The sequence below is a fragment of the Variovorax sp. P4_B10 genome, from assembly GCF_056402375.1.
The window spans coordinates 1-21710 of sequence record NZ_JBFUHN010000016.1; the positions used below are offsets into that span (position 1 = coordinate 1).

20 protein-coding genes and 1 pseudogene are annotated in these 21710 nt (G+C 67.8%); 9 read left to right on the top strand and 12 right to left on the bottom strand.

All coding sequences use genetic code 11. The features are described 5' to 3' along the window. Both AC1DXX_RS10180 and AC1DXX_RS10185 read left to right on the top strand, forming a co-directional pair. The coding region (locus AC1DXX_RS10180) for a glutamate--cysteine ligase (protein ID WP_478134058.1) at window positions 1–243 on the top strand (243 nt) is incomplete at its 5' end. A gap of 174 nt (window positions 244–417) precedes the next feature. Further along, window positions 418–2286, top strand: a complete 1869-nt coding sequence (locus tag AC1DXX_RS10185; protein ID WP_478134059.1) for a potassium transporter Kup — start codon at window positions 418–420, stop codon at window positions 2284–2286. Window positions 2287–2311: 25 nt separating this feature from the next. Here AC1DXX_RS10185 and AC1DXX_RS10190 read toward each other — a convergent pair whose 3' ends face one another. Together AC1DXX_RS10190 and AC1DXX_RS10195 are read right to left on the bottom strand one after the other, a co-directional pair. Beyond that, entirely contained in the window at window positions 2312–3235 is a 924-nt protein-coding gene (locus AC1DXX_RS10190) for a polysaccharide deacetylase family protein (protein ID WP_478134060.1), read from the bottom strand. A gap of 10 nt (window positions 3236–3245) precedes the next feature. Continuing rightward, window positions 3246–3659 (bottom strand): nuclear transport factor 2 family protein, encoded by a 414-nt coding sequence (locus AC1DXX_RS10195; RefSeq protein WP_478134061.1) that lies wholly within the window; start codon window positions 3657–3659, stop codon window positions 3246–3248. A 214-nt stretch (window positions 3660–3873) separates the two neighbouring features. On the opposite strand from AC1DXX_RS10195, the gene gshB reads away from it, so the two are divergent. Then, window positions 3874–4827, top strand: coding sequence for a glutathione synthase (gene gshB / locus AC1DXX_RS10200; protein ID WP_478134062.1), 954 nt, complete (start codon window positions 3874–3876; stop codon window positions 4825–4827). 17 nt (window positions 4828–4844) lie between these two features. Here the strand turns inward: gshB and AC1DXX_RS10205 are convergent, their stop codons facing one another. The 3 genes from AC1DXX_RS10205 to AC1DXX_RS10215 form a co-directional block, all read right to left on the bottom strand. Beyond that, complete coding sequence (locus AC1DXX_RS10205; RefSeq protein WP_478134063.1) at window positions 4845–5612, bottom strand: class II glutamine amidotransferase; 768 nt, start codon at window positions 5610–5612, stop codon at window positions 4845–4847. Between the two features lie 50 nt (window positions 5613–5662). Then, window positions 5663–6802 carry an ABC transporter substrate-binding protein gene (locus AC1DXX_RS10210; RefSeq protein WP_478134064.1) on the bottom strand — a complete coding sequence of 380 codons (1140 nt, stop codon included), beginning with the start codon at window positions 6800–6802 and terminating at the stop codon, window positions 5663–5665. A gap of 74 nt (window positions 6803–6876) precedes the next feature. Beyond that, window positions 6877–8364 carry a DHA2 family efflux MFS transporter permease subunit gene (locus tag AC1DXX_RS10215; protein WP_478134065.1) on the bottom strand — a complete coding sequence of 496 codons (1488 nt, stop codon included), beginning with the start codon at window positions 8362–8364 and terminating at the stop codon, window positions 6877–6879. Window positions 8365–8492: 128 nt separating this feature from the next. Here AC1DXX_RS10215 and AC1DXX_RS10220 point away from each other — a divergent pair, with 128 nt between their 5' ends. Further along, window positions 8493–9827 (top strand): zinc-binding metallopeptidase family protein, encoded by a 1335-nt coding sequence (locus AC1DXX_RS10220; RefSeq protein ID WP_478134066.1) that lies wholly within the window; start codon window positions 8493–8495, stop codon window positions 9825–9827. Here the strand turns inward: AC1DXX_RS10220 and AC1DXX_RS10225 are convergent. After that, a complete protein-coding gene (locus AC1DXX_RS10225) occupies window positions 9818–10045 on the bottom strand; it encodes a cysteine-rich CWC family protein (protein WP_478134067.1) in 228 nt (75 codons plus the stop codon). The genes AC1DXX_RS10220 and AC1DXX_RS10225 overlap by 10 nt on opposite strands. After that, window positions 10042–11304: a 6-phosphofructokinase gene (locus AC1DXX_RS10230; protein WP_478134068.1), complete on the bottom strand. Its 1263-nt coding sequence runs from the start codon at window positions 11302–11304 to the stop codon at window positions 10042–10044. Before AC1DXX_RS10230 ends, AC1DXX_RS10225 begins: the two co-directional genes overlap by 4 nt. 251 nt (window positions 11305–11555) lie before the next feature. Here AC1DXX_RS10230 and AC1DXX_RS10235 point away from each other — a divergent pair, with 251 nt between their 5' ends. After that, window positions 11556–12449: a DUF4261 domain-containing protein gene (locus AC1DXX_RS10235; RefSeq protein WP_478134069.1), complete on the top strand. Its 894-nt coding sequence runs from the start codon at window positions 11556–11558 to the stop codon at window positions 12447–12449. A 61-nt stretch (window positions 12450–12510) separates the two neighbouring features. Here AC1DXX_RS10235 and AC1DXX_RS10240 read toward each other — a convergent pair whose 3' ends face one another. Together AC1DXX_RS10240 and AC1DXX_RS10245 are read right to left on the bottom strand one after the other, a co-directional pair. Further along, window positions 12511–13314 carry an enoyl-CoA hydratase-related protein gene (locus tag AC1DXX_RS10240; RefSeq protein ID WP_478134070.1) on the bottom strand — a complete coding sequence of 268 codons (804 nt, stop codon included), beginning with the start codon at window positions 13312–13314 and terminating at the stop codon, window positions 12511–12513. A gap of 32 nt (window positions 13315–13346) precedes the next feature. After that, window positions 13347–13670, bottom strand: a complete 324-nt coding sequence (locus AC1DXX_RS10245) for a DUF2917 domain-containing protein (protein ID WP_478134071.1) — start codon at window positions 13668–13670, stop codon at window positions 13347–13349. A gap of 82 nt (window positions 13671–13752) precedes the next feature. Between AC1DXX_RS10245 and AC1DXX_RS10250 the strand changes: the two genes are divergently transcribed. Then, a complete protein-coding gene (locus AC1DXX_RS10250) occupies window positions 13753–14688 on the top strand; it encodes a LysR substrate-binding domain-containing protein (RefSeq protein ID WP_478134072.1) in 936 nt (311 codons plus the stop codon). A gap of 117 nt (window positions 14689–14805) precedes the next feature. Here the strand turns inward: AC1DXX_RS10250 and AC1DXX_RS10255 are convergent, their stop codons facing one another. Beyond that, window positions 14806–15312, bottom strand: a complete 507-nt coding sequence (locus AC1DXX_RS10255) for a fasciclin domain-containing protein (protein WP_478134140.1) — start codon at window positions 15310–15312, stop codon at window positions 14806–14808. Window positions 15313–15769: 457 nt separating this feature from the next. Between AC1DXX_RS10255 and AC1DXX_RS10260 the strand changes: the two genes are divergently transcribed. Together AC1DXX_RS10260 and AC1DXX_RS10265 are read left to right on the top strand one after the other, a co-directional pair. Further along, window positions 15770–15988 (top strand): hypothetical protein, encoded by a 219-nt coding sequence (locus tag AC1DXX_RS10260; RefSeq protein WP_478134073.1) that lies wholly within the window; start codon window positions 15770–15772, stop codon window positions 15986–15988. Between the two features lies 1 nt (window position 15989). Next, window positions 15990–16781 (top strand): hypothetical protein, encoded by a 792-nt coding sequence (locus AC1DXX_RS10265; RefSeq protein ID WP_478134074.1) that lies wholly within the window; start codon window positions 15990–15992, stop codon window positions 16779–16781. A gap of 27 nt (window positions 16782–16808) precedes the next feature. Here the strand turns inward: AC1DXX_RS10265 and AC1DXX_RS10270 are convergent, their stop codons facing one another. Together AC1DXX_RS10270 and AC1DXX_RS10275 are read right to left on the bottom strand one after the other, a co-directional pair. Then, window positions 16809–18077 (bottom strand): MFS transporter, encoded by a 1269-nt coding sequence (locus tag AC1DXX_RS10270; protein WP_478134075.1) that lies wholly within the window; start codon window positions 18075–18077, stop codon window positions 16809–16811. Between the two features lie 128 nt (window positions 18078–18205). Next, on the bottom strand, window positions 18206–20380 hold the full coding sequence (locus AC1DXX_RS10275) for a malate synthase G (protein ID WP_478134076.1): 2175 nt from the start codon (window positions 20378–20380) through the stop codon (window positions 18206–18208). Window positions 20381–20606: 226 nt separating this feature from the next. Here AC1DXX_RS10275 and hisC point away from each other — a divergent pair. Then, window positions 20607–21596, top strand: a pseudogene (hisC, locus tag AC1DXX_RS10280) (histidinol-phosphate transaminase); the annotation flags it as partial. Window positions 21597–21710: the final 114 nt, after the last annotated feature.

Consider the following 21710-nt stretch of genomic DNA (forward strand, 5'->3'; position numbering starts at 1 on the left):
GTGGTGGGCGGCTTCTACCGGGTGCACGCCGAGCGCGCCGCCGACGAGAACCTCAAGCTGCCGGGGGCGAGCTTCGTGCCGCTGGCATTCTCGGAAAGCGCGCACCTGCCGCAGCCCGGTGCCAAGCCCGGCGCCAGCGCGCCGAATCGTTTCTATATGTATGGCGTGGTCGGCCGTCTGGCCATGGTCGCGGCCAGCTACGAGATGGAAGCGACCGATCCGGACGCCGAAATCTACGAATGATTGCCGTCGCCGGGTTGCGGCGGCAGCGGGCAACGGCAAAATAGCGGCCCCACAGCAACGGAAACAAAAGGGCGGGAGGGGTGACGCGTGGCGGAGCGGTAGTTCCGTCGTCATGACACCCTCGCGTGTCTGACGCGTCGATCCACAACGGCCAGCCCTTTTCCCATCGACTTCGTGTCAGCCCCCAAATCAATCTCTGCCGGCCTGATCGTCGGCGCCATCGGCGTCGTCTATGGCGACATCGGCACCAGCGTGCTGTACGCGGTCAAGGAAGTGTTCGGTCACGGCCATGTGCCGTTCACCGTCGAGAACGTCTACGGCATCCTCTCGATGTTCTTCTGGACGCTCACCGTCATCGTCTCCATCAAGTACGTGGTGCTGGTGCTGCGTGCCGACAACGAAGGCGAGGGCGGCCTGGTCGCCATGCTCGCGCTGGCTTCCCGCGCCGTCGCCGACAAGCCGYGCCTGCGCCATGTGCTGCTGGTGATCGGCATCTTCGGCACGTCGCTGTTCTATGGCGACGGCGTCATCACGCCGGCCATCTCGGTGCTGTCGGCGGTCGAGGGCCTGGAGGTGGTGTCGCCGCACTTCAAGCACTACGTCATTCCGCTCACGCTGGTCGTGCTGTTCTGCCTGTTCGTGGTGCAAAAGCGCGGCACGGCGGGCATCGGCAAGTTCTTCGGGCCGGTCACGCTGGTGTGGTTCGCGGCGATTGCGGTGCTTGGCGTGACGCAGATCCTGCATCACCCTGAAATCCTCAAGGCGCTGAACCCCTGGTATGCGCTGAAGTTCATGTGGAGCAACCCGGGCACCAGCTTCATCCTGCTCGGCGCCACCGTGCTGTGCGTGACCGGCGCCGAGGCGCTGTATGCCGACCTGGGCCACTTCGGCAAGCGCCCGATCCGCGTCGCGTGGTTCTCGGTCGTCATGCCTGCGCTGACGCTCAACTACTTCGGCCAGGGCGCGCTGCTGCTCGAGAACCCCGAGGCCGTGAAGAACCCCTTCTTCATGATGGCACCCGAGTGGGCGCTCATTCCGCTGGTGCTGCTGGCCACGCTGGCCACGGTGATCGCGTCGCAGGCCCTCATCACCGGCGCGTTCAGCGTGACGCGCCAGGTCATCCAGCTCGGCTACCTGCCGCGCCTGAACATCGAGCACACCAGCGTTCGCACGGCCGGGCAGATCTACATTCCGCTGGTCAACTGGGGCCTGTTCGTCGCCATCGTGCTGGCGGTCGTGATGTTCCGCTCCTCGAGCAGCCTGGCGGCGGCCTACGGCATCGCGGTGACGACCGACATGCTGATCACCACCATCCTGACCTTCTTCGTGATCCGCTACGCCTGGAAGCTGCCGCTCGCGCTGTGCATCGCGTCGACTGCTGTTTTCTTCGTCGTCGACTTCCTGTTCTTCGCCTCGAACCTGCTCAAGCTGTTCGAAGGCGGCTGGTTCCCGCTGCTGATCGGCGGTGCGGTGTTCACGCTGATGATCACCTGGAAGGAAGGCCGGCGCCTGATGGGCGAGGTGCAGCGCGCCGATGCGATCGAGCTCAAGGCCTTTCTCGATTCGGTGTTCGTGAGCCCGCCGGCGCGCGTCGACGGCACGGCGGTGTTCCTCACGGCCGAGCCCGGCACGGTGCCCAACGCGCTGCTGCACAACCTCAAGCACAACAAGGTGCTGCACGAGCAGAACATGTTCGTCACCGTGCGCAACCACGAGGTGCCGTGGATCCCGATGGACAAGCGCATCGCGATCGAGCCGCTGGGCAACCATTGCTGGCAGGTCATCGTGCACTACGGTTTCAAGAACGACATCGACCTGCCGCGCGCGCTGGAGCATGCGCGCCTGCGCGGCTGCCAGCTCGAGCCGATGACGACCAGCTACTTCCTCTCGCGCGACGTCGTGATCCCGACGCTGGGCAGCGGCATGGCGCCGTGGCGCGAGAAGCTGTTCGCGCAGATGCACCACAACGCGAGCGGGGCGGCGGCGTTCCTGGGGCTGCCGAACAATGCGGTGGTGGAGCTGGGGTCGAAGATCGAGATCTGAAGTAGGTGAAGGGGCGGTGGCCTCTTCAGCAAAAGTCCGCGGGCCGCTCCGCCGCAAGCTGTTGCATGTGCGATGCGATCGCCCCCGGCGTCGTGAACCAGATCTCGCCGCGGTCGCGCGCACGCGCCAGGTGCGCGAGCGCCGTGCGCAGGTGGCGCAGCCGGTAGGGCTGGCCCACGATGTAGGGGTGCAGCGCAAGGCCCATCACCAGCGGCTGCGCGCGCGACTGTTCGAGCATCTCGTCGAAGTTGTCGACGACCATCGCGCTGAAATCCTTCGCGTCCATCAGGCGGCCCACGATCATCGGAATGTCGTTGAGCTCCTGCGGATAGGGCACCGACCAGATCGAACCGCCGCCGCGCGTGCGCATGCGCACCGGCTGGTCGTCGTGGCACCAGTTGAGCGTGTAGCCGTAGCCGGTCTCGCCCAGCAGGTCGGGCGTGACGGTGCTCTCCGAGATCCACGGCGACAGCCACCCCGCGGGCGCCCGGCCGCTTTCGTGCAGCATGCGTTCCCGGCAGCGCAGCAGCAGCGCGCGCTCATGCGGCTCATCCAGTGTGCCCTGGCGCTCCGCGTTGCTGTGGCCGTGGCCGATCAGTTCGTCGCCGCGCGCGACGCAGGCCTGCACCAGCTCCGGGCAGTGGTCGTAGAGCGCGGTGTTGATGAGCGCGCCGGTCGGCAGCGCAAGCGCATCGAACAGTTCGAGGCAGCGCCACGCACCCACGCGGTTGCCGTATTCGCGCCAGCCGTGGTTCAGCACATCGGGCTGCGGCGACGCCGGGCCGATGCAGGCGCCCAGCCCGTCGCCGAAGGCAAAGTGCTCGATGTTGAAGCCGAGGTACACGGCAAGCCGCGCACCATTCGGCCAGGCGTAGTCGGGTCGCCGCGTGATCGGCCGGTAGTCGAAGCGATCATGCGAGGGCAGCAGCCCGGGCCAGCGCGTCGTCATGCGCTTCGCCTCACAGCACCGCGAGCCCGGCGCGCACCAGCAGCCATTCGGCGCTGTCGTTCCACACATCCATCTGCACGATGAGCCCGTGGCGCACCACGTAGCGGTCGACATAGCGGTTGCCTTCGAAGGCCGTGCCATCGGGCCAGGCACCGTAGAGCGTGCCGAGGCTGTAGACCACCGTTTCTTCGGGCGTGCCGCCTGCCACCACCTCGGTGCGTTCGATCTTCTTCTTCACCCAGGCGTAGCGCTTCGCATTGAAGGCCGAGGTGTCGCCGGGCGCGTGCATTTCGCGGTTGCCGGTGAAGCGGATGCGGATGTCGGGCGCGGTGAAGCGCGAGGCCGATGGCGGGTCGGGAATCATCACCAGCCGAAGGAATTCATCGACCACGGCGGCGGGGTCGCGCAGGGCAGGGGTGTTCATGGGGTGGGGTTTCCATCGTGTGGGCCACGGCGGTGCATGGCAGTGCATGGCGAGATGCGCACCCGGAACCTCCGCAATTCCTGTGCCGAATGGGCGGCGGCCGGCGCCCGGCACAATCAAAGGCCTCCGCCGGCAAGGGCATCGCCGCTTCCGGCAACATCGCGCCAGACAGCAGCAACATGGCGGCCGCACCCGGCGCCGGAAAGACTCCCTGATGAAAAACATCCTCTTCGTCGCCGACCCGCTCGACCACTTCAAGATCTACAAGGACACGACCTTCTCGATGATGCGCGAGGCGCAGCGGCGCGGGCACCGCATCGCGGCCTGCCTGCCGGAAGACCTGCAGTGGGTGTCGGGCGGCGTGGTGACGGCCAATGTGCAGCAGATCACGCTCACCGGAGACAGCAAGGCCTGGTACCGCGAAGACATCCGCGAATCGAAGGCGCTGAAGGATTTCGACGCGGTGCTGATGCGCAAGGACCCGCCCTTCGACGCCGAGTACATCTACGCCACCCACCTGCTCGAACAGGCCGAGCGCGAAGGCGCGCGCGTGGTCAACAAGCCGCGCTCGCTGCGCGACCATCCCGAGAAGCTTGCGATCATGGAGTTTCCGCAGTTCACCACGCCCACGTTGGTCACGCGCAGTGCCCAGGCCGTGCGCGACTTCCACGCCGAGCACGGCGACATCATCCTGAAGCCGCTCGACGGCATGGGCGGCATGGGCATCTTCCGCGTCAGGCCGGACGGGCTGAACCTCGGCTCCATCGTCGAGACGCTCAACAAGAACGGCGCCGAAACCATCATGGTGCAGCGCTTCGTGCCGGACATCGTGCAGGGCGACAAGCGCATTTTGATCATCGCGGGCGAGCCGGCGCCGTTCGTGCTGGCGCGCATTCCGCAGGGTTCCGAGGTGCGCGGCAACCTCGCGGCCGGCGGCAAGGGCGTGGCGCAGCCGCTCACCGCGCGCAACCGCGAGATCGCGGAAACCGTGGGCCGGGCCCTCGCGCCGCGCGGCCTGCTGCTGATCGGGCTCGACGTGATCGGCGACTGCGTGACCGAGATCAACGTGACCAGCCCGACCTGCTTTCAGGAGATCACCGAACAGACCGGCTTCGACGTGCCGGCCATGTTCATCGATGCGCTCGAGGCGCACCTGGCCGGCGGCTGAACCCAGCCCGGCCCGGTTCAGAACGGCGCCAGCTGGCCGTCCACGAACACATGCAATTCGCCGGGCGCGAACGGCGTCCACGTCTCGTTGGTGGTGAGCGGCGCGGTCACCACCACCGCCACGCGGTCGTTCGGCGTGGTGTGCTGCGCGAAGTCGATCTCGAGGTCTTCATCCGACAGCTGCGCGGTCACGAAAGGGTGGCGGCGTTCCACGTACCAGAGGTTTGTCGAGGCGTGGGCCCAGAGCGCCTGGCCGTTCGACAGCATGAAATTGAAGGTGCCGTGGCTCGCCAACTGCGGCGCCAGTTCGCGCAGCGTGAGCGTGAGCTCCTCGATGCTCGGCACGCCCGCATGCGACTTGGCCAGCTCCTGCATCAGCCAGCAGAAGGCGTGTTCGCTGTCGGTGTTGCCCACAGGATGGAAGTTGCCGTGCAAGCGCGGTCGGAAGTCCTTCAGGTCGCCGTTGTGGGCGAACACCCAGTAGCGTCCCCACAACTCGCGCACGAAAGGGTGGCAGTTCTGCAGGTTGATGGCGCCCTGCGTTGCCTTGCGGATGTGCGCGATGACGTTGCGGCTCTGGATCGGATAACGCCGGATCAACTCGGCCACCGGCGATTCGCTCGCCGGCATGTGGTCGACGAAGTGGCGCAGCCCGCGGTCCTCGAAGAACGCGATGCCCCAGCCGTCGGCGTGGTGGTCGGTGCGGCCCCCACGCTGGGCGAACCCCGTAAAGCTGAAGGTCACGTCCGTGGGCGTGTTGCAGTTCATTCCAAGCAGTTGACACATGGCGCTATTAAAGCGCGTGCGCCGGCCGCTCGGCGAACCCGGCCGCCCGTTCAGCGCACGAAACGGCCTTCGGGCGTGACGCGCACCATTTCGATGAAGCGCGAGCCGGTGGTGGCGCCGGTCGAGAAATCGATGTCCATGCCGGCCAGGCGGAGCTTGAAGGCGCGCAGCGTCGCATGCAGGCGGGCGCGCGTCAGGTCGCGGCCGGTGCGCTTGAGCGCCTCGATCATCACCAGAGCGTTGAGGTAGCCCTCGAAGCTGCCGTAGCCCACCGGCACCTGCGCGCGTTCGGCCAGGCGGCGGTAGTCGCGCGTCACGGTTTCCACCTCGCCCCAGGGATAGGGCATGACTTGCGAGATCGCCAGGCCCCCTGCCTGCAGAGGAACCACCTTGGCCGTGATCTCGCCCGGCACGACCGACATGCCATAGAACATCGGCTTGCTGCCGGCGGCGTAGGTGCCCTTGATCACCTCGCCGGCCACGGTGCCGGCCAGGTACATCAGGATGGCCTGGGGCTGGCTGTCGGCCAGCGCCTTGCCGGCGGCAGCGGCGTCCGAGCCGTCGCCCTTGGCCATGACCTTGGCCGACGGCACGAGCTTGTGGGGGACCATCGCCGCCTCGATCAGCTTGACCGCCTCGGCGCCGCCGGGGTTGTCGAGGTGGGCGATCGCGATCTTGTTCACGCCAATGGTCACCAGGTGCTCGACCAGGGCCTGCGCTTCGCGTGCGTTGCTGGCGCGCACGAAGTACGCCGAGCCCGCGACGCGTTCGCGCGCGCCGTCGCCCACGCCGTAGCCGCCCACGCTGGGCGCGCCGCTTTGCTGCAGCAGCTTGGCCGCGGCGGCCGTGGTGCCCGAGCCCACGCAGCCGAAGAACGCGAACACGCGATGGTCGTTGAGCAGCTTGCCGTAGTTTTCCAGCGCCTTGTCGGGCTTCAGCTCGTCGTCCAGCGCCACCAGCTTGATCTTGCGTCCGTTCACGCCGCCCTGTTCGTTGATGGCATCGAAGGCCAGCGCGGCGCCGTTGTGCACGATCTTGATCTGCGAACCGAGCGGACCGCTCAGCACGGCCGAACTGCCGAGCATGATTTCACCGTCGCTCACCCCCGCCTCGGCGGCCTGCGCGGACGACAGTCGGGCCAGGCCCGCGGCGAAAACCGCCGTCGAGGCGACAAAACTTCTGCGTTGCATGAAAGACCCATCCCATGGCTATTTAACAAATGCTAACAATTAGAAGCGACAGATGCTTGCGTACTACTAAGTGCTTACCCTTGCTGCGCGGGTCGGCGCAGTTGCCACGCCGCACAGATGGCCAGGGCGCACAGTCCGGCCAGCATGGCAAACACCTCGTCGAAGGCCGCCAGCCGCGCGGGGCCGCTGGCAGCGTTGGCCAGCGAATCGCCATGCGCCGCCAGCCGCCACTCGAGCACGATGGCGCACAGGCTCACGCCGGCTGCGCCGCCCAGCATGCGCAGAAAGTTGATCGCGCTGGCGCCCTGCGGAATCAGCGGCTTGGCCAGCGGGCGCATCGAGCCGAGGTTGAGCGAAGGCAGGATGAAGCCGAGCCCGATGCGCCCGATGATGGCGAACGCCACCAGCAGCCAGAGCGCGCTGTCGAGCCTGAGCACCGTCATCAGCGCGAAGGAAACCGCCAGCAGCACCAGCCCGATGCTCACCAGCATCCAGGTCGGCTGCCGGTCGGCCAACCGGCCCACGCCGGCGATGGTCACCGCCAGCACGATGCCTGCCGGCAGCAGGATGGTGCCTACGTGCGAGGCCGACAGCTGCAGCCCGACCTGCATGTACACCGGCAGCAGGTAGGTCGAGCCGAACAGCGCCGTGCCGTAGATGAAGGCGACCACGCTGCCCATGGCGAACTGCCGGTACTGGAAGAGCGCCAGGTTCATCAGCGGCGTGCCGCCCGAAGCCGCGAACCGGCGCTGCCACCAGACGAAGCCTGCGAAGGCCGCCACCGCCACGCCCAGCAGCAAGGCGGCCTGCAGCGGCGAATCGCCGCGCAACTCGACCAGCCCGTTCAACAGGCAGATCGTGCCGGCCGTGCCCAGCGCCAGGCCGCGCCAGTCGAGTCCGCTGCCGCGCGTTGCCGCCACGCCGCCGGGCGCCGTGGTGGGCACGAACTTGTAGGCCAGCCACACCGAGGCCAGGCAGAACGGCACCACCATGAAGAAGATCGAGCGCCAGCCGAACAGGTCGACCAGCACCCCGCCGATGCTCGGCCCGATGGCCGGCGCCAGCACCACGCCCATGCCGAAGATGCCGCTCGCGCGCCCCTGCTCGTGCGGCTCGAAGGCGCGCAGGATGATGATGGCCGGGATGGGCTGCACGACGCCCGCCGCCAGCCCTTCGGCCACGCGCGCGAACAGCACCAGCGAGAAGTCGTTGGCCAGGCCGCCCACGATGCCGCCCGCCAGCAGCAGCACCATCGTGCCGACGTACGTGCGCCGGTAGCCGTAGCGCGACAGCAGCCAGGGCGTGGTGAGCATCGACACCGTCATGGCCACCATGAAGCCCGAGCTCACCCACTGCGCGCGCTCCTGGCCGAGCGAGAAGTGATGGCTCATGCCGGGGATCGCGACGTTGACGATGGTCGACGACATGATCGACGCCATCGTCCCCACCATCACCGACAGCAGCAGGTACCAGCGGTAGCGCTCGCCATAGCGTTCGCGAAGCGTGCCGATGGAGGGCGGGGCCGGCGTTGCCGCGGCTTCTGGAATCTGTGGGGAGGTCATGGGTCGGCGGAATGTCTCGGGGTCCGTCGTCCTACAAGCATATCGGTGTTTGCGCGGCGAAGGGTGCGGCGGCCGGCCGCACAATGCAGCGGCTGTCCCCTCCGCGTCGAGCTCAAGAAGACAACCACATGGATTCCCCGATCAACGGTCCCGCCAACGGACAAGCCGGCAACGCCGAGCCGGAGGCCGCGCCCTCGCTTGCGGCCGAGCTCGCCGCGCCGACCGTCAGCCGCGCCTACCGCTGCCAGTGCGGCCGGCCCGTGTTCCTGCGCAACAGCGAATGCCTGGCCTGCCACACGCCGCTCGGCTACGTGATCGACCGCCTCGGCGTCATGCCGCTGGCACCGGCCGCCGGCGACGGCGCCCAGCCCGACACCTTCACCGTCTTCGGCGACCCGCACGGCAAGACCTACCGCCGCTGCGCCAACCTCATGACCCCCGCCGCCTGCAGCTGGATGGTGCCGGTGCCGCGCGAAGGCGAGGAGATTCCCGTCGACACGCAAGGCCTGGCGCCCGGCTACTGCCTGGCTTGCAGCGTCACCCGCACCATTCCCGATCTCTCGGTCGAGACCAACGGCGAGTTCTGGCGCAAGCTCGAACAGGCCAAGCGCCGGCTCATCTCGCAACTGCTCGCGCTCGGCCTCCCGGTGGTGAGCCGCCATGCCGACCCGGTGCACGGGCTGGCCTTCGACTTCCTCAGCAACATGCCGGGCGGCCCGCACGTGATGACCGGCCACGAGCACGGCGTGATCACCCTCAACGCCGAGGAAGCCGAGGACGCCGTGCGCGAACGCATCCGCGCCGAGATGCGCGAGCCCTACCGCACGCTGCTCGGCCACTTCCGCCACGAGATCGGCCACTACTACTGGGACCTGCTGGTGCAGCCCACGCCGTGGATCGAGGACTTCCGCGCGCTCTTCGGCGACGAGCGCGCCGACTACGCCGCCGCGCTGCAGACGCACTACGAGCAGGGCCCGCCGCCCGACTGGGCCGACCGCTTCGTGAGCAGCTACGCGAGCATGCACCCGTGGGAAGACTGGGCCGAGACCTGGGCCCACTACCTGCACATGGCCGACACCGCCGACACCGCGATGAGCTTTGGCGTCGACGCGACCGGCGTCGAGCTGACGAGCGACCTGTTCACCCTCGGCGACCTGTGGCAGCCCGGGCATCCCGATGCCGCGACATTCCTCGACTTCATCAACGGCTGGGTGCTGCTCACCAATGTGCTCAACGAGCTGTCGCGCAGCATGGGGCAGCCCGACTACTACCCCTTCGTGCTGCCGCGCACGGCGGTGGGCAAGCTGCAGTTCATCCATCGCGTGATCACGGCGCAGCGGTCCGGCTCGGCGCCGACGATGGTGATGTCCAGCGATGTGGCTGCGCCTGCGCCCGAACCGGCCGAGCCCGCACCCGAACAGGTGCCATCACAGTCGCAGTCGCAAGGCGCCGGTCAGTCCTGAGGCGGCGTCCCCGCCGCGCAGCGTGCGCAGATGCAGGCCAGGCCGCGCATGGATTCCGGCAGGTTCGTGAGCGGCGCATTGCTGAAGTCGACCTGCATGCACCAGCAGGGCGGCTGTGCCCGGCCCGTCTCGCGTTCGATTTCCATCGCGCAGCGGTTCGGCTCGCCGCACAGCGGGCAGCGCGTGGCGTCGATCGCTGCTGCCGCCGTGGTCGTCATGCGAGCTCGAAAGCCGGCAGCTTCTTCGCCACCGCGACGTTCTGCAGCGTCACGTAGACCGGCAGCCCGCCGCGGTAGGCCGGGTAGTCCTCGCCCTCGATCAGCGGCAGCAGGTAGCGCCTGCATTTCTCGGTGATGCCGTAGCCGTCGTCCGAGATGAAATCGCGCGGCATCGGCTTCTCGACATTGGCCACCGATTCGAGCGGCGCGCTGCCCAGGCGGTAGGCATACGGCACGTCGGAGGTGCGCTCGATCGTCGGCATCACCGCGTTGCGGCCTTCGAGCGCCAGTTCCACCGCGCGCTGGCCCAGCTCGTAGGCCTGCTTCACGTCGGTGGCCGAGGCGATGTGCCGCGCGGCGCGCTGCAGGTAGTCGGCCACGGCCCAGTGGAACTTGTGGCCCAGCGCGTCCTTGACCATCTGCGCCACCACGGGCGCGGCGCCGCCGAGCTGCGCATGGCCGAAAGCGTCGCGCGTGCCTTGCTCGGCCAGGAAGGTGCCGTCGGGGTGATGGCAGCCCTCGGACACCACCACCGAACAGTAGCCGTGCTGCTTCACCAGCGCTTCGACCCGCGCGAGAAAGCGGGCCTTGTCGAATTCGATCTCGGGGAACAGCACCACCACCGGAATGCCGTGGTCCGCCGCCAGCCCGCCCGCCGCGGCAATCCAGCCCGCATGCCGTCCCATCACTTCGAGCACGAACACCTTGGTCGATGTGGCCGCCATCGAGCGCACGTCGAACGAGGCTTCGAGCGTCGACACCGCCACGTACTTCGCGACCGAGCCGAAGCCCGGGCAGCAGTCGGTCAGCGGCAAATCGTTGTCGATGGTCTTGGGCACATGGATGGCCTGCAGCGGATAGCCGAGCGACTGCGACAGCTGGCTCACCTTGAAGCAGGTGTCGGCCGAGTCGCCGCCGCCGTTGTAGAAGAAATAGCCGATGCCGTGCGCCTTGAACACCTCGATCAGCCGTTCGTACTCGCGCCGGTTTTTCTCGAGCGACTTGAGCTTGTAGCGGCACGAGCCGAAAGCCCCCGAAGGCGTGGCGCGCAGTGCCGCAATGGCCTCGGCCGATTCGGCGCCGGTGTCGATCAGCTCCTCGGTCAGCGCGCCGATGATGCCGTTGCGCCCGGCGTAGAGCTTGCCGATGCGGTCCGGATGTTTGCGTGCCGTCTCGATCACGCCGCAGGCCGACGCGTTGATGACCGAGGTGACGCCGCCCGATTGGGCGTAGAAGGCGTTGAGGATGGCAGTGCTCATTGAGAAATCTCCGTGCTGGTACGCGACGGTCATTGCCTTTGGGCCGGCCCAGGGCGCATGGCGGCAAACGCTTCGCGGGAGGGCCATTCTGGCGCAGTCGCGGGCCGCAGGCCAATGGCCGGTCGGCCCGTCTCGCGCGATTACAGTTCGTTTCTGCATGCCGCACGTGAAAGCGGCGTGCGCGGCGTGCGACCGGGTCCGCGCCAACCTCCACTTGATTTCAGGCAAACCCCCATTCCAGGAGTCCGCGCGTGAGCATCTTTTCCCGTTTCTTTGGCCGCAAGGACGAGCCGGGCGATGCCGGCGCATTGGTGGCCAACCCCGACTGCGAAGACACCGTTGCGCTGACGGTCGTGTTTGCGGACGTGCTCCACATCGATGTCGCCGCGCTCGCGCAGGCTCTGCGCGCCTACCACCGCTCCACCGGCGACGCGCGCTGCGAGATCACCGAAGACCCAGGCCCTTTTCTTGCGCTGGCCGGCTGGAAAAAGCACGTGGTCCGGATGGTCGGCTTCGATGCGCCGATGCCCGGCGAATCGGTCGAGGCCTGCGTGGCACCGGCGCACTATCCGCAAGAGCTCAAGGCCCGGGTCCGCGCGCACCGCAGCCACGTCATCCTCTATTACGCGGGCTACGAGGCGTCGGTGCTCGAGCAGTACGTGGCCTTGGCGACCGTTGCCGGCGCGCTGGCACGGATCGGCGCGTTGGCGGTGCTGAACGAATCGGCCCGGACCTCGCTGCCCGCGGGCGTGTTCGACGCCGACATCGAAGGCGACAGCATCGAATTGCTGCGGCATCTCGACCTGCCGGCCCTGTACTGCGGCTTCGTCAAGTACGAGGTCGAAGGTGTGCAGGGCGTGTGGATGCGCACCTATGGCGCGCATCATTTCGGCCAGCCCGATTTCGCGTCACTGGCCGAAGGCCACCACGAAGGGCAGAAGTACTTCGAGCTGTTCGGCAATGTCCTGCGCTACCTGATCGACAGCGGCGCCGAGATGGGCGCCGGCCACACCATGCAGGTCGGCGAGGACAAGTTCCTGCGGCTGCGCGCGCCGCTCGAAGCGGAATACTTTCTCGACGGCCCCGATGCCGTGCTGGTGGCCGAAGTGATCGGCGCCGACGAGATCCAGGCACGCCCGCATTGAGCCTGCGCTGTCGGATGGGCAAGGCCCGTGCGCCCGTCGCCCTCGGCTGTTTCAGGCGCCTTCAGCGGCTCTCGAAAACCGGCGGCCGCTTCTGCAGGAATGCGCTCACGCCTTCGCGGAAGGTCGGCCGGTCGATCAGCTCGCGCTGGCGCTCGCTTTCGTAGTGCAGCTGCTCCTTCAGCGTGTGGCGCTCGGAGGCTTCGAAGGCTTCGCGCGCCTCGATCACGGCATGTGCCGGCAAGCGGGCGAGCCGCTGTGCAATCGCGCGGGCTTCGTCGAGCAGTTGCTCGTCGTCGGCGCAGGCCCAGATCAGGCCCCATTGCACCGCACGGCCCGCACTGAGGCGCTCGTCGAGCAGCGCCATGCCCATCGCGCGCGCCTTGCCGGCGCGCCGCGGAATCGCCCAGGTGCAGCCCAGGTCCGGCACGATGCCGAGCTTGGGCAGGAAGGGCAGGTAGAAGTAGGCGCTGCGCGCCGCGATCGTCACGTCGGCCGCGAGCGCCAGGCCCACGCCGGCACCGGCCGCGGGGCCGTTGACGGCTGCGACCACCGGCACCGGCAGCGTGCGCAGCGTCTCGATCAGCGGGTTGCTGAGCGACTGCATCCATTCGGCCGTCTGCGCACCGAGCGACTTGCCTTCCTCGCCGGGCGCCATCGCGCTGAGGTCGGCGCCCACGCAGAAGGCCTTGCCGGCGCCGGTCAAGATCACGGCACGCACCGCGCGGTCGTCGCGGATGCGCTCCAGCGTGTCGCGCAGCTCGATCTGCAACCCGTGCGCGATCGGGTTCAGCTTGGCCGGCAGGTTCAGCGTAAGCGTCGCGATGCCGTCGGCCAGTTCGTAGAGGATCAGTGCTTGGGAGTCCATGGCATCGAGGGTCGATGCCGATGGCACTCCGGTCAAGCCGGGGACAACCCGTGGGGCAGAAGTCGCCAAGGCGACCATGCGCGGGCGGGTCGCGCGAGGGGCATCGCGGCGGGCTGCGCATCCGACACGGTGATGCACGACGACTCGAGTGCCGACACCAGGATGCGCCGGTGTTCGGTGCCCTCGAAACGGTCGCCGGGTTCGAGCACGATGTCGCGCGGATCGCGGTCGAGCGTGACCCAGACCGAGCCGCTGCGGCATTCGATGCCCACGCCCGCGCCATCGGGCACGGCGAAGACGGAGCGGGTCGGCAGGCTGATGTGGAAACGGGAAGAAGGATTCTGGCGGGTGCTCATGGCAAGCTCCATTGCATTCGTGATACGAATGAATATAGTGAGTTGATCTCCTCCTTACACGCGGTCGTTCGGAACTCGTTGCATGCATCCAGAGAATGTGAAAGCCCTTGGCGCCGTGGGTGGCGAGCTGCCGCCGCTCGAGCTGCTGCGCAGTTTCGAGGCCGCGGCGCGCCGGCTCAGCTTCACGCTGGCGGCCGGTGAACTGCACCTCACGCAGTCCGCGGTGAGCCGGCAGATCCAGCAGCTCGAAGCCAGCCTGGGCGTGCTGCTGTTCGAGCGCCGCCACCGCGCGCTGGCGCTCACAGAGGCGGGAGGCGTCATGCAGCGCGCCGTGACAGACAGCCTGGAGCGGCTGCGCGACGCCACCGCGCGGGTGCGCGCCAGCTCCGCGCCGCGGCAGGTGGCGATCACCACCACGCCGGGGTTCGCATCGCTCTGGCTCATTCCGAAGCTGGCGCGCTTCACCGGCAGCCACCCCCAGGTCGACGTGCGCGTGTCGGCCACGCTCGACGTGCTGGACCTGGAGAGCAGCCGCATCGACCTGGCGGTGCGCTTTGCGCCGATCGGCCGTGGCGTCGGCCCGGCGCTGTTCGAGGAGTCGGTGATCCCGCTGTGTTCACCGCAACTCGCTGCGGCGCTGCGCGAGCCGTCGGATTTCTCGAAGCTCACGCTGCTGACCGTGGAATACCCCGACCACAGCGAAGCACCGACCGCCGACTGGGAACCCTGGCTCAAGGTAATGGGCCTCGAAGACCTGCGCATGAAGAGCACGCTGCGCTTCACCCAGTACGCCGATGCGGTGGCCGCCGCGGTGGCGGGGCAGGGCGTGGTGATCGGCCGGCTTCCGTTGCTGCGCGAGCTGGTGCGCGATGGCCGGCTCGTGGCGCCGCTCGGCGAGGGCGCGGCATCGCATCGCGGCTACTTCGTCGAAACCTCGAGGCGCGCCGCCAGCAACCGCGACGCGCAGGACTTCGCGCAATGGCTGCGCGATGAAGCCGAGGCGGCGCAGCGGACCTGAAGGTTGTGTGGTTTGGGGAGTGCGGGCACCGTGGGCCTGATCGGTCAGCACAATGGTTGTTCGGCCGGCACAACGGCCGTGTCCCCCCGAACGCGCCCGCGAACTGCGCGCGAACGATCAACCCGGCAGCAGCACCTTGTTGACGACGTGGATCACGCCGTTCGATTGGTAGACGTTGGCGATCGTCACCGTGGCCGCGCCGCCCTTGGCATCGGTCACCACCACGTTGCTGCCGCTCATCGTCGCGGTCAGCGTCCCGCCGCTCGCGGTTTTCAGCGTGGCCTTGCCACCGCCCGCGTTGATCGCGCTCATGAGCGCCGGGCCGTCCATCCGGCCGGGCACCACGTGGTAGGTCAGCACCTTGGTCAGCGTGGGCTTGTTCTCGGGCTTGAGCAGCGTGTCGACCGTACCGGCCGGCAGCGCGGCGAAGGCGGCGTTGGTCGGTGCGAACACGGTGAAGGGGCCCGAACTCTTGAGCGTGCCGACCAGGTCCGCGGCCTTGACTGCGGCGACCAGCGTCGTGTGGTCCTTCGAATTCACCGCGTTGTCGACGATGTCCTTCGTCGGGTACATCGGTGCGCCGCCGACCATCGGGTTCGATGCGCTGCTGCCGCTCATGCCCATGCCGCCCGTGCAAGCGCCGAGCAGGACCGAAACACCGACTGCAATCATGAGTTTTTTCATGGAAGGCTCCTGGAAAGAATGGTTCTTGAAGTGCTCTGTGGAAACCGCCAACAGCTCGGAGGCGCGAAGCGCTTGAGAGCAATACGGCGCGGATGCGCGATTGGATTCGCGGACGAAGCCGCGTCGGCTTTGCACCACAGCGATTCATGCAGCGCTTGCGCATCGTTGGCGTGCTCGCCAAAATCCGCCCTTCGTTTTTCAGCAACCGTTTTTCCCTCTCGCCTGGCGACGACCAACCTCCCGGGCGACAACTCCATTCAATGAACCGTTTTCTGAACACCTGATCCGCACACCGACCGCCCCGGCCGGATGTGCATCCATGCATCCGCCGAGGCCCATCGACAAAGGCCCCGCGCAGCCATTCGCCGGGGCCTTTTTGTTTTTGGAGTGTGCGCACATGAGTGCTCAACGAAAGGCCCGCGACGACGAGAAACGTCTGGGCCGGTTTTACTTTTCGGTGCCGGCAACGGCACCGCGCAATCCCGTGGTGGCCGCGATGGCACGCCGCGAATCGAGCCAGGGTGCCGGGCGTCACTTGCGCACGCACCGCGCCGAGCGGCGCGCGCAGAAGGTCGCGCTGCAGAAGGCTGCACGCAGCCTCGGACGGGAGGACTGACATGCGCGAAGACATGGACAAGGTCATCGTCGAACGGCCGCGTCGCGGCGGCGGTGTGCAGGGCGACGGGCGCAACTGGCGCAACAGCAAGGAGCGCGGTTCGCACCTGGGCATGCAGCGTGGCTACAGCCACCCGAAGCGGCTCAACGAAAACCTCGCGCCGCTCAAGCGCTGGCTGCACAAGCAGGTGCACCGGCCGTGGGACAAGGTGTACGCCGAACTGTGCAGCGGCATCGACCGCCGCAGCACGGTGCAGGCGCACATCTTTCAGCACATCGACGACTTCGTCGTGCGCAAGGCCGAGTTCCACGAGGGCGAGGTGTGGGTGCCGCCGCGTCGGTGGGGGAACCGTCTTCGCGTGCCGTTGAGCGATGCGCCGGACGTCGAGCTGTTCGTGCATCCGGTCACCGGCATCCTGCTGCCCAACCGGCGGTTGCGCGAGGCGCGTGCGGCGCAGAAGGCAGGCCGCAAAACCTGGGCCGAAAAGCGTGGCGATACGCCCTGTGCGGCCTACCACGTGATCGACGAGACCACGCAATGGCACCGTGTCGACGGATGCTGGTTCGAGGTCACGCTGGTGCAGTTTCCCGAAAGAGCGGACGCGGCGCAGTCGGAGGAGAAACGCTACGACGTGCTGCGTCGCAGCCTCGTCACGCGCAGCGGTGCCGCTCAGCGCCACGCGCCCAGCCTGCCCACCCATTTCGGCATGTACGGACGCCACGATGTCTACGCGGCTGCCAAGCGGCAGCTGAGTCGCCGGGCCGTGCAGGCGCGCCTCGGCGGCGACGCTTGAGCGGTGCGGTTCCGGTCTTCCGCGCGCTCAAGACGGGCGTGCCGATGCCGGAGCCCGCGGCAGCACAAGAAACGCGATCGTGCCCGCGGCCAGCATCCCAGCGACCGTGAGAAACACCGCGCGGAACGGTTCGACGCCGTGGGCCACGCCCCACGATGCGGCCACGCCTGTCGTCCATTGCGTGAGCGACACGCCGAGGAACATCGCCATGTTGAGCAGCGCCATGGCGCGCCCGGTCATGGCCGCCGGGTAGGCGTTCCTGGTGTACGCGTACTGCAGCACGCCGTAGCCCGAGAGAAGGCCGTAGACGATCGGCAGGCCGATGTCCACTGCGCGCGAATGCGCGAGCCCCATCGCGCCGAACATCAGCGCGCCGGCGGATGCGCAGCCCATCATCCAGTGCGCGCGCCGTGCGGGGCCCGGGTCCAGGCGGCCGAACAGCGCCGGGCTGATCATGCCGGCGATGGTCATGACCAGCGCCACATTGCCGCTTGCGACGAGCGACAGGCCATGGCGCTCGTGCAGCACCGGTCCGAGCCACAGGCCGCGCAAGGTGATGAAGGCTGCATACGACACGCACGCGAAGCACAGCAGCCCCAGGGTGTGCGGCATCGCGAACAGCGGCAGCAGCTCGCGCACCGCCTTGCGCAGGGACTGGCGTTCGGCCGGTGCTGCCTGCGCGGTCGCGTGATCCACCGCGCGCGCCGGTTCGCGCACGCGCCAGAAGATGACGACCCACGAGAGCACTGCGAACGCGGCCAGCACAGCGTAGCCGGCGCGCCATGACGAGGCTTCGATCAGCAGCGCCAGCGGCGTGCCGGTGAACAGGATGCCCAGCCCCGCGAGGCTCATCACCAGCCCCGACATCGCGGTGAAGCGCGAGGCATCGAAATGCCGCGCGATGAACACCGTGCAGGCCAGGAACGCCGGTGCGCAGCCGACGCCGATCAGCGCCTGCCCCAGCAGCAGCGCGTGGAAGCTCGATGCCACCGCGCACAACGCGGCGCCCGCGATGGCCAGCGGAAAGGCGGTGAGCACCGTGCGGCGCACGCCGAACATGTCGATCGACACGCCCATCGCGAGCTGCATGATGCCGAACATGAAGTGAAAGGTGCCTGCCCACGTGCCGAGTTGCTGGGGTGTCAGGCCGAAGTGGCCGGCGAGCGGCGTGGCCATCATGGCGCCGACGGTGCGGAAGGCCTGGCTCAGCGCGAAGGCCGAGGCCAATGCCACGAGCATGGCGGCCGCCGAGGTCGACCAGCGCGGCGGGGACGGCGATGCCGCGTTCGTGTTCATCGAGAGGGGAAGGATCCGAAAGAAGGGAGAGCGGCGTGAATGCTACCGGCACGCTGCCCCAGATGCAGAACGGCGCCCTCGGGCGCCGTTCGTTCGCTCAAGCCCCGGCAGGGTGCCGGGGTCGCAGGTCAGGCTTCGCCCTTGACCTTCAGGCGCCATGCATGCAGCAGCGGTTCGGTGTAGCCGCTGGGCTGCTCGATGCCCTTGAAGACCAGTTCCTGCGCGGCCTTGTAGGCGGCCGAGGTCGCGAAGTTGCCGGCCATCGGCTGGTACAGCGGGTCGCCCGCGTTCTGTTCGTCGACCACCTTGGCCATGCGCTGGAAGGTCTCGTCGACCTGCGCCTTGGTCACCACGCCATGCAGCAGCCAGTTGGCGATGTGCTGGCTCGAGATGCGCAGCGTGGCGCGGTCTTCCATCAGGCCGACGTTGTGGATGTCGGGCACCTTCGAGCAGCCCACGCCCTGGTCGACCCAGCGCACCACGTAGCCGAGGATGCCCTGCACGTTGTTGTCGATTTCCTGCTGGCGTTCTTCGGGCGTCCACCGGGCAACGGCTGCGATCGGCACCTGCAGCAGCGCATTGAGGATGTTGTCGCGCTCGCCGTCGGCGTCGATCTTTTCAAGCTCCTGCTGCACCGCGGTCACGCTCACCTGGTGGTAGTGCAGCGCATGCAGCGTAGCGGCGGTGGGCGAGGGCACCCAGGCGGTGTTGGCGCCGGCCTTGGGGTGGCCGATCTTCTGCTCGAGCATCGCGGCCATCAGGTCGGGCATGGCCCACATGCCCTTGCCGATCTGCGCCTTGCCGCGCAGGCCGCACGACAGGCCGACCAGCACATTGTTCTTTTCGTAGGCGCCGATCCACGCGCTCGACTTCATGTCGCCCTTGCGGATCATCGGGCCGCCCTGCATGGCGGTGTGCATCTCGTCGCCGGTGCGGTCGAGAAAACCGGTGTTGATGAAGGCCACGCGCGCGGCGGCCTCGGCGATGCAGGCCTTGAGGTTGACGCTGGTGCGGCGCTCCTCGTCCATGATGCCGAGCTTCACGGTGTTGGCGGGCAGGCCGAGCAGCTGCTCGACGCGGCCGAACAGCTCGCTCGCGAAGGCCACTTCGGCCGGGCCGTGCATCTTGGGCTTCACGATGTAGATGCTGCCGGTGCGCGAGTTGCCCTTGCGCTTCAGGTCGATGGTGGCGATGGTGGTGGTCACCACGGCATCGAGGATGCCTTCGGGGATTTCCTTGCCGCCCGCGTAGAGCACGGCGGGGTTGGTCATCAGGTGGCCCACATTGCGCAGGAACATCAGCGAGCGGCCGTGCAGCTTGACGGGCTGGCCGTCGGCGCCGGTGTATTCGCGGTCGGCGTTGAGGCCGCGCGTGAAGGTCTTGCCGCCCTTGGCGACTTCTTCCGTCAGCGTGCCTTCGACGATGCCGAGCCAGTTCGCGTACGCGACCACCTTGTCGGCGGCGTCGACCACGGCCACCGAGTCTTCGAGGTCCAGGATGGTCGAGAGCGCGGCTTCGAGCACCAGGTCGCTCACGCCGGCCGCGTCGGCCTTGCCGATGGCGGTGTTGCGGTCGATGCAGATGTCGAGGTGGATGCCGTTGTGCTTCAGCAGCACGGAAGACGGTGCCGCCGCATCGCCCTGGTAGCCGATGAACTGCGCGGGGTCGGCCAGGCCGGTGCTGCTGCTTTGCAGTGCGACGACCAGCTTGCCGTCCTTCACGCTGTAGCCGGTGGCGTTCTTGTGCGAGCCGTTGGCCAGCGGCGCGGCCTGGTCGAGCACGTTGCGCGCGAACTCGATGACCTTGGCGCCACGCACGGGGTTGTAGCCCTTGCCCTTTTCGGCGCCGCCGGCTTCGGAGATGGCATCGGTGCCGTAGAGCGCGTCGTACAGCGAACCCCAGCGCGCGTTGGCGGCGTTGAGCGCGTAGCGCGCGTTCAGGATCGGCACCACCAGCTGCGGGCCGGCCTGCAGTGCGAGTTCGGAGTCGACGTTCGCGGTCGTTGCCTTCACGCCCTTGGGCTGCGGCAGCAGGTAGCCGATCTTTTCGAGGAAGGCGCGGTAAGCCGGCATGTCGGCGATCGGGCCGGGGTTCTTCTTGTGCCAGGTGTCCAGCTCGGTCTGCAGGCGGTCGCGCTCGGCGAGCAGGGCGATGTTCTTCGGTGCGAGGTCGCTGACGATGGCGTCGAAGCCTTTCCAGAAGACGTCGCTGGCCACGCCGCTGGCGGGCAGGACTTTTTCTTCGATGAAGCGGTGGAGCTCGGTCGCAACCTCGAGGCCGTGGGTGGTGGTGCGGGCGGTCATGGGTTTCTCTCCTTGGGAACGCAATACGGAAATCAAAAGACGAAGGATGTCAGAGGCAGGTGCACGAACTTTATTCGATACTTTGCTGACGAGTAAGAGCCGAAATCGGGATTTATCTGTGACAAAAATGAATGTAATTGCCTGGGTTGCGTCTTTCTGCTCAAAGGGTAGGCACTGATAGGTGCGCGGCGCAAACGCGGGATATATTTAACTTCTTAAATAATCCGACCCTGCCGCAATGATCCTCCTGGCTTCCAACGAAAACCCGCTCGGCATGCCCGAGTCGGCCCGCCGCGCCGCCGCAGCCGCCCTCGAGGGCGCCGGCAACTATCCCGACAGCAACGGCACGGCGCTCAAGAATGCGCTCGCCGCCCGGCTCGACGTGCCGCCCGAGTGGCTCACGCTCGGCAGCGGGTCGAGCGAAATCCTCGAACTCGCGGCGCAGGTGAGCCTGAAGCCGGGCGAGGGCGTCGTCTACTCGCAGTACGGCTTCATCGTCTACGCGCAGGCCACGGCGCATGCCCATGCGCGCGCCACCGTCGTGCCGTCGCGCGACTTCGGGCACGACCTCGACGCGATGCGCGCCGCCATCGGCGACGACACGAAACTGGTCTTCGTCGCCAACCCGAACAACCCCACCGGCACCTTCATCGATGCTGCGCCGCTGCTGGCCTTTCTGCAATCGGTGCCCGCACACGTGACGGTGCTGCTCGACGAGGCCTACACCGAGTACCTCTCGCCCGCGCAGCGCTACAACAGCATCGAATGGGTGCGGCGCCTGCCCAACCTGATCGTGGCGCGCACCTTCTCCAAGGCCTTCGGCCTGGCCGGGCTGCGCATCGGCTATGGCGTGTCGCAGCCGGCGCTGACGGCGCGCATGAACGCGCAGCGCCCGCGCTTCAACGTGACGACGCCGGCCCAGGCGGCGGCGGTGGCGGCGCTGGGCGATGCCGACTTCCTCGCACGCACCTATGAACTCAACACGGCCGGACGCGACCAGCTCGCCGCGGGCTTCGCCGAACTGGGCCTCACGTACATCCCCTCGTCGGGCAACTTCCTGATGGTGCAGGTCGGCGATGCCCAGGCCGTGCATGCACGCCTGCTGGCCGCCGGCATCGAGGTCTCGCTGCTCGGGCCCTACGGCCTGCCGCAATGGCTGCGCGTGAGCGTCGGCCTGCCCGAACAGAACCAGGCCGTGCTCGCTGCGCTGCGCTGACCCCGCATTTCTCCCTCCCCTCCCGGGGGAGGGCGGGGTGGGGGCACGACGGCGATCGATGCGCCGCAGCCTGTTCAAAGGCCGCTTGCCCCCATCCCAGCCTTCCCCCGGAAG